The organism is Polaromonas sp. P1_F4, assembly GCF_056405675.1.
The window spans coordinates 256,265-268,465 of the sequence record NZ_JBFUBP010000005.1 but is presented as its reverse complement, the minus strand read 5'-3'; the positions used below and the strand labels follow the sequence as shown (position 1 = coordinate 268,465).

10 protein-coding genes are annotated in these 12,201 nt (G+C 61.7%); 3 read left to right on the top strand and 7 right to left on the bottom strand.

Annotated features, from left to right (window positions below; genetic code table 11):
- Positions 1 to 369 precede the first annotated feature (369 nt).
- From AC1DYQ_RS12935 to AC1DYQ_RS12905, 7 genes are all read right to left on the bottom strand, one after another.
- Positions 370 to 1,956 carry a glycerol-3-phosphate dehydrogenase/oxidase gene (locus AC1DYQ_RS12935; protein ID WP_477687130.1) on the bottom strand — a complete coding sequence of 529 codons (1,587 nt, stop codon included), beginning with the start codon at positions 1,954 to 1,956 and terminating at the stop codon, positions 370 to 372.
- 129 nt (positions 1,957 to 2,085) lie between these two features.
- Complete coding sequence (locus AC1DYQ_RS12930) at positions 2,086 to 3,816, bottom strand: ABC transporter substrate-binding protein (protein WP_477687129.1); 1,731 nt, start codon at positions 3,814 to 3,816, stop codon at positions 2,086 to 2,088.
- An 84-nt stretch (positions 3,817 to 3,900) separates the two neighbouring features.
- Positions 3,901 to 4,209, bottom strand: coding sequence for a DUF2160 domain-containing protein (locus AC1DYQ_RS12925; protein ID WP_477687128.1), 309 nt, complete (start codon positions 4,207 to 4,209; stop codon positions 3,901 to 3,903).
- Between the two features lie 135 nt (positions 4,210 to 4,344).
- Positions 4,345 to 5,166 (bottom strand): carbohydrate ABC transporter permease, encoded by an 822-nt coding sequence (locus tag AC1DYQ_RS12920; RefSeq protein ID WP_477687127.1) that lies wholly within the window; start codon positions 5,164 to 5,166, stop codon positions 4,345 to 4,347.
- The gene (locus AC1DYQ_RS12915) at positions 5,163 to 6,053 is read right to left on the bottom strand and encodes a carbohydrate ABC transporter permease (protein WP_477646620.1); all 891 of its coding nucleotides are present in this window, start codon (positions 6,051 to 6,053) and stop codon (positions 5,163 to 5,165) included. Before AC1DYQ_RS12915 ends, AC1DYQ_RS12920 begins: the two co-directional genes overlap by 4 nt.
- Positions 6,054 to 6,138: 85 nt before the next feature.
- Positions 6,139 to 7,218, bottom strand: a complete 1,080-nt coding sequence (locus AC1DYQ_RS12910) for an ABC transporter ATP-binding protein (RefSeq protein WP_477687126.1) — start codon at positions 7,216 to 7,218, stop codon at positions 6,139 to 6,141.
- A gap of 39 nt (positions 7,219 to 7,257) precedes the next feature.
- Entirely contained in the window at positions 7,258 to 8,343 is a 1,086-nt protein-coding gene (locus AC1DYQ_RS12905; RefSeq protein WP_477687165.1) for an ABC transporter ATP-binding protein, read from the bottom strand.
- 268 nt (positions 8,344 to 8,611) lie between these two features.
- Between AC1DYQ_RS12905 and AC1DYQ_RS12900 the strand changes: the two genes are divergently transcribed.
- The 3 genes from AC1DYQ_RS12900 to AC1DYQ_RS12890 all read left to right on the top strand — a co-directional run bounded on the left by AC1DYQ_RS12900 (position 8,612) and on the right by AC1DYQ_RS12890 (position 12,200).
- Positions 8,612 to 9,379, top strand: coding sequence for a DeoR/GlpR family DNA-binding transcription regulator (locus AC1DYQ_RS12900; RefSeq protein ID WP_477687125.1), 768 nt, complete (start codon positions 8,612 to 8,614; stop codon positions 9,377 to 9,379).
- A gap of 48 nt (positions 9,380 to 9,427) precedes the next feature.
- The gene (gene glpK, locus AC1DYQ_RS12895; RefSeq protein WP_477687124.1) at positions 9,428 to 10,921 is read left to right on the top strand and encodes a glycerol kinase GlpK; all 1,494 of its coding nucleotides are present in this window, start codon (positions 9,428 to 9,430) and stop codon (positions 10,919 to 10,921) included.
- Between the two features lie 85 nt (positions 10,922 to 11,006).
- Positions 11,007 to 12,200 carry an esterase-like activity of phytase family protein gene (locus tag AC1DYQ_RS12890; protein WP_477687123.1) on the top strand — a complete coding sequence of 398 codons (1,194 nt, stop codon included), beginning with the start codon at positions 11,007 to 11,009 and terminating at the stop codon, positions 12,198 to 12,200.
- Position 12,201 lies beyond the last annotated feature (1 nt).

The following is a 12,201-nucleotide window of genomic DNA, read 5'->3' as shown; positions in this document are numbered from 1 at the left end:
CAACCCCTTGAGATCACCAACCAATCAGTCTTGGGCCTGTCGTCCACACCACAAACCACTTGTAGTGTTTCCGTTAGGCAGAATTCCTCGCCTTTTTAGAGCGAAGCCCACGATTATGACTGAGCGAAAAGCCACTGTCAACCGCTTGTTGTGAAAATATCCCCACAATAAAGCAGCGGTCCCTCCAGAAGCCGGGGAGCCCTCGGGTACCGGCCACGCTTCGCGCTTACGCCGCGGGCAGATTTTCGGCATTAAATTCGGCCTTTGGCCAATAGGGATGGGCGCAAGCAGCTATCAAAAAGAGAGCAAAAATCTGCCCGGGCATCCAATTTCGCCCGCCTCCTTTGCAGGACGGCAACTGGCGGCAATTCAGGCTGGCAGGCTGAGGTATTGGCCACACAGCGTCAGGAATTCGTCCAGCTGGGGATCCACGCCGTTTTCCTGCTGTAGCAGAGTGGCTACTTCCGGCGCCAGGGTTCTGGCCAGTGCCGCGTCGAGAAACAGCAGACGGGAACGCCGTGCCAGCACGTCTTCAACGGTGCGGGCATATTCATGGCGCGCAGCGAAACGCACCATTGCCTCCGTCAGCCCACCGCCTAACTCGCGGCTGGCACCCGGCAGGTTTTCCATGGCCGACGCCTCGCTGCCATACAGATGAGCCCCTGGCGCCTCGCTGATTTTGTGATTCGAATTGTGAGCGCCAACTAACTTCAAGTTTGTGGTGACGCCGGCCCCGCGTGTTGGCAGCAACGCCGCGCCAAAACATTTGTCCAGCACGTCTTCCGCCATCGCCCGGTAAGTGGTCCACTTCCCTCCCGTCACCGTGACCAGGCCGCTTTTGCTGACCAGCACCGTGTGCTCACGCGACAACGCCTGGGTGCTTCCGGCATCCTCATCCGGCGGCTTGACCAGGGGCCGCAATCCCACCCAGATGCTTTTGATGTCAGCCGGACCGGGAGCCCGGCTCAAGTAGCGGGCTGATTCGCGCAAGATGAAGTCGACTTCTTCCCGGAAAGGCAACGGCTCACGCGCCAGGTCGTGGCGCGGCGTGTCCGTGGTTCCCAAAATGGTTTTACCTAGCCATGGCACTGCAAACAGCACCCGGCCGTCGGCCGTCTTGGGCACCAGCAGGGCGTGGTCGCCAGGCAGAAACGAGCGATCCACCACAATATGAACACCCTGGCTGGGTGCCACCATGGGCTTGGCGTCGCGGCCTATGGCCTGTCCATCCTGCAGCCGCAACTGGTCCACCCAGACACCCGCCGCGTTCACCACGCAATTTGCCCTGAGCTCAAACGTACGGCCTGTTTCCTGGTCGCGCGCATGCAGGCCGACCAGCTTGCCGCCCTCATGGATCAGGCCCGTTGCCGCGCAGTAATTCACCAGCAACGCACCCTGCCGCGCCGCCGTGCGGGCCAGCGCCAACGCCAGCCGCGCGTCATCAAACTGGCCATCCCAGTACTTGACGCCGCCCTTGAGATCTTGAGCCTGCACTGTCGGCAGGCAGGCAAGAGTTTCTTGCCGGTTCAGGAATTCCGTGGCGCCCAGACCCGCCTTGCCAGCCAGCGCGTCATACATCTTGAGCCCGATACCGTAGAACGGCGCCTCCCAGAACTTGTAGGAAGGCATGACAAAGGGCAAGGGCTGCGCCAGATGCGGCGCGTTGGCCAGCAGCGTGGTGCGTTCATGCAAGGCCTCACGCACCAGCGAGATATTGCCCTGCGCGAGGTAGCGCACACCGCCATGCACCAGCTTGGTGGCGCGGGACGATGTGCCCTTGGCAAAGTCGTGCGATTCGACCAGCACGACGGAAAACCCGCGGGCGGCCGCATCCAGTGCGACTCCCAGGCCGGTAGCGCCGCCGCCAATGATCGCGATGTCGTAGTGGTGCGGCTCGGCAAACCGGGCCATTAAATCCTGGCGCCGCGTCTGCGCGGGCGCTAATTCAGTCGTCATGGGCTTTGCTTCCCGTTTCCATACAAACCCATTGGTAAAAAGTGCGCCGAGCTTACCCTGCGCTTGTTGCAATAACCTGAATCCAGAAAAAAAAGCCGTGCAGCGCTCGCGCACCGCACGGCCATCCGATCAGCGTACTTTCCCGTCTTTCCAGGCCTGCAGCAGCTTGTCGTAGTTGATGGTTTCGCCCTTGGGCTTTTCATTGCTCAGCTTGGCCCAGGGGGCGGCCTTGTCGCTCAGCCATTTGGCGGGATCTCCCTTGGGGTTGAGTTTAGGCGGGCACTTGGCCATGCCGGCTCGCTCCAGGCGCCCCATCACGTCGTCCATCTCGCCTGCCAGAGTGTCCATGGCGGCCTGGGGCGTCTTTTCGCCCGTCACAGCCTGCGCCACGTTCTTCCACCACAACTGCGCGAGCTTGGGATAGTCAGGCACGTTGGTGCCAGTCGGCGACCAGGCCACTCGGGCGGGGCTGCGGTAGAACTCCACCAGGCCGCCCAGCTTGGGCGCCATGTCGGTCATCGCCTTGGACTGAATATCCGACTCGCGGATCGGCGTGAGGCCGACGATGGTCTTTTTCAGCGAGGTGGTCTTGGCGGTGATGAACTGCGCATAAAGCCAGGCGGCTGCCGTCTTGTTCTCGTCATGCGCGGCAAAGAAGGTCCAGCTACCCACGTCCTGATAGCCGTTCTGCATGCCTTGCTTCCAGTACGGCCCATTGGGGCCGGGAGCCATGCGCCACTTCGGCGTGCCGTCGGCATTCACCACGGGCAGACCCTTCTTGGTCATGTCGGCGGTGAAGGCCGTATACCAGAAGATTTGCTGGGCGATCTGGCCCTGGGCCGGCACCGGGCCAGCTTCCCCGAAGGTCATGCCGGTGGCTTCCTTGGGCGCGTACTTCTTCATCCAGTCCACGTACTTGGTCAGCGCGTAAACAGCAGCCGGTGAATTGGTCGCGCCGCCTCGCGCCACCGAGGCGCCGACGGGCGTGCACTTGTCGGCCGCCACCCGAATGCCCCATTCGTCGATGGGTAAACCGTTGGGTGTGCCGATGTCGGCCGTACCGGCCATCGAGAGCCATGCATCCGTAAAACGCCAGCCCAGCGATGGATCCTTTTTTCCGTAGTCCATGTGACCGTAAATCGGCTTGCCGTCGATGGTCTTCACGTCGTTGGTGAAGAACTCGGCGATGTCTTCATAGGCACTCCAGTTCAGCGGCACGCCCAGCTCGTAACCGTATTTGGCCTTGAACTTGTCCTGCAAGTCCTTGCGCGCGAACAGGTCGGCGCGGAACCAGTACAGGTTGGCAAACTGCTGGTCGGGCAGCTGATACAGCTTGCCGTCCGGGCCGGTGGTGAACTTGGTACCGATGAAGTCCTTGAGATCCAGGCCCGGATTGGTGTATTCCTTGCCCTTGCCCGCCATGTAGTCGGTCAGGTTCATCACCTTGCCATAGCGGTAGTGGGTGCCGATCAGGTCGGAATCGGAAATCCAGCCGTCGTAAATCGACTTGCCGGACTGCATGGAAGTCTGCAGCTTCTCGACCACGTCGCCTTCCTGGATCAGGTCGTGCTTGACCTTGATGCCGGTGATTTCCTCGAAGGCCTTGGCCAGCGTCTTCGATTCGTATTCATGGGTGGTGATGGTCTCGGACACGACCGAGATTTCCTTCACGCCCTTGGCCTGCAGTTTCTTGGCCGCGTCAATGAACCATTTCATTTCCGCCTGCTGTTTGTCCTTGCTCAGGGTAGAGGGCTGGAATTCATTGTCAATCCACTTCTTGGCAGCCGCCTCGTCGGCCCACCCCGGGCTGGCCATGGCACACACTGCGGCCACTGCCAGGGCCGTATAACGCATCTTCATGATTTGTCTCCTCATTGGTTCACTCCCCGTGGTTGAAGGCTTGTTCGGCTCCGGGGAATATGAGCCGGGTTCCTTTTTTGATTTCTATCCCTTGCGCATGACAAACGCGAGCAGGGCCATCGACAGTAAAAAACTGATCCAGATCGACGGATCGCCGTCCAGGCCCAGCCACCCGGCCAGCTTGCCGCTGATGCCCACAAAGATGAGGTTGACATAGGCCGCACTGAGCAGGCCAATAAAAAGCCGGTCGCCGCGGGTGGTTTCCAGCGGCAAAAAACCGCGCCGCATCGTTGTCGGAGATTTCAATTCCCATACCGTCATGCCCACCAGCATCAGCACGATGCACGTAAAGAAAATTGCCACAGGCGTCGTCCAGGCCATCCAGTCAAACATCTTTCATCTCCTTAAACGCAATGGCCGCAGCCACCCCAATCTGACCCCATTCAAGTGCCATCGCGGAACCGGCTTTGCCGGGCCGCAGGGGGCGCCCCCTTGAGGGGGAGGCGCCGAAGGCGCTTCGGGGGTGCATCAAACTCTGCCCATCGCGAAACCCTTCGCGATGTAGTTGCGCACAAACCAGATCACGATGGCGCCCGGCACGATGGTCAACACTCCGGCTGCCGCCAGCGTTGCCCAGTCCATACCTGAAGCCGACACAGTGCGCGTCATGGTCGCGACGATGGGCTTGGCATTGACGCTGGTAAGCGTGCGCGCCAGCAGCAGCTCGACCCAGCTGAACATGAAGCAGAAGAAGGCTGCAACACCCACACCGGCCTTGATCAGCGGCAGGAAGATACGCACGAAGAAGCGCGGGAAGGAATAACCGTCGATGTACGCGGTCTCGTCAATCTCGCGCGGGATGCCGCTCATAAAACCTTCCAGGATCCACACCGCCAGCGGCACGTTGAACAGCAGATGCGCCAGGGCCACCGCGATGTGGGTGTCCATCAGCCCCACCGTGGTGTAGAGCTGGAAGAAGGGCAGCAAAAACACTGCCGGCGGCGTCATGCGGTTGGTCAGCAGCCAGAAGAACACATGCTTGTCGCCCAAAAAGCTGTACCGCGAAAACGCATAGGCGGCCGGCAGGGCCACAGTGACCGAAATCACGGTATTGATAGCCACATAAATCAGGCTATTGATATAGCCCGAATACCAGGACGGGTCGGTGAAGATGGTCTTGTAGTTGTTCCAGGTGAAGTCCTGGGGAAAGAACGAGAAGCTCGACAGAATTTCAGAATTCGTCTTGAAGCTCATGTTGACCATCCAGTAGATGGGCAAGAGCGCAAACAAGATGTACGCGATCAGGAACAGCGTGCGCGCCTGAAATTTTGGAGTGTTTGGTGAGTTCATTCCACGCCCTCCTTCTCTTGCGTGCCGACACGCTGCATCCAGTTATAGAGGATGAAGCACAGCAGCAGGATGATCAAAAAGTAAATCAGCGAGAAAGCCGCTGCCGGGCCCAGGTCAAACTGGCCGACGGCTTTTTGCGTGAGGTATTGCGACAGGAATGTCGTGGCATTGCCCGGCCCGCCGCCCGTCAACACAAAAGGCTCGGTGTAAATCATGAAGCTGTCCATAAAGCGGAGCAACACGGCAATCATCAGCACGCCACGCATCTTGGGCAGCTGGATATAACGGAACACCGCAAATTTACTGGCGCCGTCGATGCGCGCGGCCTGGTAGTAAGCGTCGGGAATGGAGCGCAAGCCTGCGTAGCCCAGCAGCGCCACCAACGGCGTCCAATGCCACACGTCCATCAGCAGCACCGTCACCCAGGCATGCACGGCGTTGCCGGTGTAGCTGTAGTCAAACCCCATTTTCTGCAGCATGGCCCCCAGCAGGCCGATGTCGGCCCGTCCATAGATCTGCCAGATAGTGCCCACCACATTCCAGGGGATCAGCAGCGACAACGCCACCAGCACCAGCACCAGCGAGGCCTTCCAGCCTTGAGCGGGCATGGACAGCGCCAGCGCAATGCCCAAGGGGATCTCGACTGCCAGCACTGCCAGCGAAAATGTGAGCTGCCGCCACAAGGCCGCATGAAGTTCTTCGTCGCGCATCACCGATGCAAACCACTCAGTTCCGACAAACACGCGCCGCTCAGGCGAAATGATGTCCTGCACCGAGTAGTTGACGACCGTCATGAGCGGGAGGATGGCGGAAAACGCCACACAGATGATGACCGGCAAGACAAGCAGCCATGCTTTTTGATTCACCGGTTTGGTTGTGGTGCTCATGGATTTACCCCCACGCTTGTCACTGCGTGTACTACGCTGCCCCCCGAGGGGGCGGACGCTTGCTTGAAGCGATTCTGCGCTGCGCTCATGCTTCCACCAATTCATCATTGAGGTAAAGGCAGGTATGCGGCCCCATCACTTGCAGCCAGACTTCCTCACCCACCTGCGGCGCGCGAGAAGCCGGGTTCAACCGGGCCTTCAGGGTGTGTTCGCCGATCCGGGCCGTCAGCATCCAGTGGGTTCCGATGTCCTGCACCAGCGTGACAGTGAATGGCAGCGCCGCCGGGTCACCCGGTGCCGTCTTCACCACGTATTCAGGACGCACACCCAGCTTGAGCTCGCCGTCGGGCATGGCTCGTTCAGGTGGCAGCGCCAACGGCCGCTCCGCGACGCGCAGCGCGCCACCGACGACGGTGGCCGGCAAGAAGTTCATGCCGGGCGATCCGATGAAGTGGCCTACAAACGTATGGCGGGGGCGCTCAAACAGCGCATCGGCCGAGCCGGTCTGCACAGCGCGGCCGCGCGTCATGACCACCACCTCTTCGGCAAAGGTCAACGCCTCCACCTGGTCGTGTGTCACATAAATCAGGGTCAGCTTGAGTTCATGGTGAATCTGCTTGAGCTTGCGCCGCAGCTGCCATTTCAGGTGCGGGTCAATCACCGTCAGTGGCTCGTCAAACAGCACGGCCGACACGTCAGGCCGCACCAGGCCGCGGCCCAGCGAGATCTTCTGCTTGGCATCTGCCGCAAGCCCAGCCGCGCGGTGGTTGAGCTGGCCGCTCATGTCCAGCATCTCGGCAATTTCACCGACGCGTTTTTTGATCTGATCTTCCGGCACCTTGCGGTTGCGCAGCGGAAACGCCAGATTTTCAGCCACTGTCATGGTGTCGTAGATCACCGGGAACTGGAACACCTGCGCGATATTGCGCTGCTGCGGCGTCGCATGTGTCACATCCACCCCGTCGAATTTGACTGTGCCCTGCGACGGCACCAGCAAGCCCGACATGATGTTCAGCATGGTGGTCTTGCCGCAGCCCGACGGGCCCAGCAACGCATAAGCGCCGCCATCGCGAAAACTCATGGTGAGCGGGAGCAACGCGTAGTCGCTGTCTTCGCGCGGATTCGGCCGGTAGGCATGGGCCAGGTCGAGATCAATACGCGCCATAAGGCCTCCGCAGCACAGAAGTCGTTGCAAAAAGGTGCTTCATGCAAGTCCTCCCTTGCGCTCTGGCGCCAAAAGCAAGGCACCGGTCGCATCAAAGACATACACCTGGGCGGGGCTGAGAAACAAGGTGATGGGCGCACCCAGCTCGAAGTAGTGCACGCCGGTCAGTTGGGCCACCAGCTCACCCACCGCCGTGGCAACGTGGACAAAAGTGTCGGAGCCCGAAATTTCGGCCAACTCGACCTTTCCCGGCAACGCCACATCACCCTCACGCTTTTCGACGCGCAGGGCACTCCCGCGAACACCGGCCGTGAGGGTGGCCAGGCTTTGCGCCGGCGCATCGGGCAAGGCCAGCGCCAGGGTGGGCCCTGCCGCCAGCTGCAGGCCTTGCGCCAAGGGCAGTGCCGCCATCAGGTTCATCGGTGGGTCGCTGAAGGCACGCGCAACGCGCAAGGACCGCGGCGAGTGGAAGACATCGGCGGTCGGGCCGTACTGCAGCAGCTCCCCACCGTCCATCACGGCGGTGTAGCCCCCCAATAACAGGGCTTCGCCAGGCTCGGTGGTGGCGTAGATCACGGTGGAATCGCCGGCTGCAAAAAGCTGGGTCAGCTCTTCACGCAGTTCCTCGCGCAGCTTGTAGTCCAGGTTAACCAATGGCTCGTCCAGCAGCATGAGGGGAGCCCCCTTGGCCAGTGCACGCGCCAGGGCCACCCGCTGCTGCTGCCCGCCCGACAGCTCCGCAGGGTAGCGGTCCAGAAACATCTCGATATGCAGGCGCTCGGCCAGTTTTCGCACCGTCTGGTCAATGTTCTTTTCGCCGCGCAACTTGAGGGGCGAAGCGATGTTGTCCGCCACCCGCAGCGAGGGATAGTTGATGAACTGCTGGTAGACCATGGCGACATTGCGCTCACGAACCGGCATGCCGGTCACGTCAATTTCGTTCACCAGGACTTTCCCATGCGTAGGAACATCCAGGCCCGCCATGATGCGCATCAGGCTGGTTTTTCCGGCCTGCGTCGCCCCCAGCAGCACCGTCACTTCGCCGCTGCGCGGCGCCAGGTTCAGCTCGTAAAGCCATTGTTCGGCCCCGACTTTTTTGCTGATGCGGTCCAGGGCCAGCTGCATCACGCGCCCTTCCCATACACCACGCCATGGCACAAACGCCGCAGCGGCCCGAAATGACGGTGACGCCTCGGTGTCAAAGCGGCGGCAGTCAAACAAAAAGAAGCAATAAACAAGAGAGAGGCTCCCGGCGAGACTTGGAATGAAGTTCGGTTTTTTTCTATTTTTCTTCTTTTATGATTGTTTTATCTACTTGTTTTCCCTTATCTGTTTCCTTTTGTTTCGATATAAAGTTTCCAGACCTCCACGATTCCCTCAAACTTGAATCCGCGTGAACTCCAATCCCAGGCAAATCAAGCTCCTTGACGTCGTGCGAACCCACGGGTCGGCCTCCGTCGAGCAGCTTGCAGAAAAATTGGACGTGACCCTGCAGACCGTCCGGCGGGATGTGCAGCGCCTGTCAGAAGCCGGCCTGTTGACGCGTTTTCACGGCGGCGTGCGGGTGCCCAGTTCCACCATCGAAAACATTGCGCACCGCCAGCGTGAAAGCCTTCATGCCGAAGGCAAGGCCCGCATCGCGCGCGCAGTGGCCAGGCGTGTTCCGAACGACTGCTCGCTGATCCTCAATATCGGCACCACCACCGAAGCCATCGCCAAGGCCCTGCTGCACCACAAGGGGCTGCGGGTCATCACCAACAACCTGAATGTGGCGGGCATCCTGTGCGGCAATACCGATTGCGAGGTCATCGTGGCGGGCGGCGTGGTGCGTGCGCGCGACCGAGGCATCGTGGGCGAGGCGGCGGTCGACTTCATACGCCAGTTCCGGGTCGACATCGCCGTCATCGGCATCTCCGGGATCGAGTCCGACGGTTCCCTGCGCGACTTTGACTACCGCGAAGTCAAAGTTGCCCAGACCATCATCGAGCATGCCCGCGAAGTCTGGCTGGCAGCCGACAGCAGCAAGTTCAACCGGCCTGCCATGGTGGAGCTGGCCACGCTCTCCCAAATTGACCGGCTGTTCACCGACATGCCCCCGCCCGAGCCGTTTCCAACCTTGCTGGAAGAGGCGGACGTCAACTGTGAAGTGGCCCATTCCTGAGCCCCGCGCACTTGTGCGCGCCTGCCACCCTTTCATACACTCCAGCGCATGACATACCTTCTCGCACTCGACCAGGGAACCTCCAGCTCCCGCAGCATCGTGTTTGACGAACATGGCCACATCGTGGCCCTGGCTCAGCAAGAGCTGCCGCAAATCTACCCCAGGCCCGGCTGGGTCGAGCACGACCTCAATGAGATATGGCGCACCCAGCTGGCGACGGCGCGCGAAGTGCTGGTCAAGGCGAACATCAAGGCCGGCGACATCCGCGCACTGGGCATCACCAACCAGCGGGAAACCACCGCAGTCTGGAACCGCAAAACCGGCCAGCCGATTCACCACGCCATCGTCTGGCAGGACAGGCGCGCCGAAGCCACTTGCGCCGCGTTGCGCGAGCAGGGCAAGGAAAAGCTGATCCAGTCCAAAACCGGCCTGCTGATCGACGCCTACTTCTCCGGCACCAAACTCAAATGGCTGCTTGACAACGTACCCGGCGCGCGTGCGCAAGCCGAGCGCGGCGAGCTGGCCTTTGGCACCATCGACAGCTGGCTGATGTGGCAGCTCACCGGCGGCGCGCTGCATGCCACCGACGTCAGCAACGCGTCCCGCACCATGCTGTTCAATGTGCATACCAACCAGTGGGACGACGAACTGCTGGAGCTGCTGGGCATCCCGGCCTCGCTCATGCCCAAGGTGTTGCCGTCGAGCGCGCATTACGGTGAGGTGAAGCCCGACCTGCTGGGTCACGCCATTGCCATTGGCGGCGTCGCCGGCGACCAGCAAAGCGCGCTCTTCGGCCAGGCCTGCTTCAAGGCCGGCATGGCGAAAAACACCTACGGCACCGGCTGCTTCATGCTGATGCACACGGGCAATCAATTTCAAACCTCGCGCAACGGCCTGCTGACCACCAGCGCAGCCCAGGTAACAGCCCAAACCCAGTTCGCCATCGAAGGCAGCGTCTTCGTCGGCGGCGCCGTGGTGCAGTGGCTGCGCGACGGCCTGCACGCCATCAAGGGCAGCGCCGAAGTGCAGGGGTTGGCCGAAAGCGTGCCCGACTCGGGTGGCGTGATGGTGGTGCCGGCCTTCACCGGCCTGGGCGCGCCCTACTGGAAACCGGATGCGCGTGGAACCATCACCGGCCTGACACGCGGCACCACGGTGGCCCACATTGCGCGCGCTGCGCTCGAAAGCATTGCCTACCAGAGCGCCGCCCTTTTGCAGGCCATGAGCCGAGACGCCGTCAGTGCCGGCGCGGCCCCCGTGGCTGAACTGCGCGTCGATGGCGGGGCCTGCGTCAACGACCTGCTGATGCAGTTCCAGGCCGACCTGCTCGGCATACCGGTGATCCGTCCGGCCGTGATTGAAACCACCGCACTGGGCGCCGCCTACCTGGCGGGGCTCTCCAGTGGTGTCTATGGCAGCACCGACGAGCTCTCCGGCATGTGGCGCGCCGAGCGCAAGTTCTTGCCCACGCTGGGCGCGGACCGGGCCGCCGAGCTGATGGCGCGGTGGGAACAGGCAGTGCGGCAAACCGTCCTGCAGTAAGCACGGATGCCCGGCGCGGCCTGCGCGCCCTGCGCTTGTCACCGCCGTCACAATTCCCACAAGCGCGGCCGCTAGACTTGGCTGCATGAACCCTTCTGTCACAGATGCCACAGCACCCTCCAGGCGCCGGCTGCTCCTTGGGGCCAGCGCAGCCGCAGTGCTGGGTCTGGCCAGCGCCAGGGCACCGCAGCCGGCAGCTGCAGCCACCGCGCCGCCTCATACACGCCTGCGCCTGATTGGTGAATCCCGCATTCCATACCGCCTGCAATTCCAGGGCACCACGGTGGGCGGGCTATCAGGCATTGACTACGACGCCGCCAACAACCTGTATTACCTGATCAGCGACGACGCCTCCAACATCAACCCCGCGCGGTTTTACACCGCACGCATCGCGCTGGACATGAACAGCCTGGGCCAGCCGGAATTGCTGAGCGTCACCACCCTGCGCGAAGGCGATGGCGACGCGTATGCGGCCGTATTGCGGGGCATCCAGATTCCCGACCCGGAGGCGATTCGCTGGCGCCCCACCAGCCAGACGCTGCTGTGGACCAGCGAGGGGCACTCCCTGGCGGGCGTGGCGCCGGAGCTGCGCGAAAGCCGGGCTGACGGCACGATGGTTCGCGAATTTACGCTGCCGCCCATGTTTGAGTTTCATCTCATCCGGGGGCCGCGCGTCAATCTGGCGCTGGAAGGCCTGGCGCTGACACCCGATGACAAGAAAGCCTGGATCGCCATGGAAAACGCTTTCCGTCAAGATGGACCCGTACCCACGGTGAAAGCGAAGGGCGGGCCCTGCCGCTTCACCCAAATTGACCTTGCCAGCGGGAAAGCATTGCGGCAAATCGCGTATGTGCCCGACGCCATTCCGCGCGCACCTGTCCCACCGGCCACCCATGCGGACAATGGCGTGGTGGAAATCCTGATGCTCGACGCTGACCGCATGCTGGTGCTGGAGCGGGCCTATATGGCCGGATGGGGCCCGCAAGCAGGTAACTCGCTGCGCCTGTACCTCATCGACACGCGGCAGGGATCCGACACGCTCGCAACGCCTGTCCTGCAGACCGGCACCTACCGCGCGGTCGACAAAACACTGATCGCCGACTTTTCCGCCTTCACCGGCCCGGGCCCCGGCCTCCGGCTGGAGCGTCTGGACAATACGGAGGGCATGGCCTGGGGGCCGGTACTGCCCAACGGAAATCGCAGCCTGGTCTTCATTAGCGACGACAATTTCAGCTCCCGGCAAATCAGCCAGTGGCTGGCCTTTGAATTTTTGGATTGAC

Bases quoted from the DNA above. Each gene is read 5' to 3' on its own strand.
- AC1DYQ_RS12935 (WP_477687130.1), bottom strand. From the start codon at position 1,956: ATGACGACTGAATTAGCGCCCGCGCAGACGCGGCGCCAGGATTTAATG.
- AC1DYQ_RS12930 (WP_477687129.1), bottom strand. From the start codon at position 3,816: ATGAAGATGCGTTATACGGCCCTGGCAGTGGCCGCAGTGTGTGCCATG.
- AC1DYQ_RS12925 (WP_477687128.1), bottom strand. From the start codon at position 4,209: ATGTTTGACTGGATGGCCTGGACGACGCCTGTGGCAATTTTCTTTACG.
- AC1DYQ_RS12920 (WP_477687127.1), bottom strand. From the start codon at position 5,166: ATGAACTCACCAAACACTCCAAAATTTCAGGCGCGCACGCTGTTCCTG.
- AC1DYQ_RS12915 (WP_477646620.1), bottom strand. From the start codon at position 6,053: ATGAGCACCACAACCAAACCGGTGAATCAAAAAGCATGGCTGCTTGTC.
- AC1DYQ_RS12910 (WP_477687126.1), bottom strand. From the start codon at position 7,218: ATGGCGCGTATTGATCTCGACCTGGCCCATGCCTACCGGCCGAATCCG.
- AC1DYQ_RS12905 (WP_477687165.1), bottom strand. From the start codon at position 8,343: ATGCAGCTGGCCCTGGACCGCATCAGCAAAAAAGTCGGGGCCGAACAA.
- glpK (WP_477687124.1), top strand. From the start codon at position 9,428: ATGACATACCTTCTCGCACTCGACCAGGGAACCTCCAGCTCCCGCAGC.
- AC1DYQ_RS12890 (WP_477687123.1), top strand. From the start codon at position 11,007: ATGAACCCTTCTGTCACAGATGCCACAGCACCCTCCAGGCGCCGGCTG.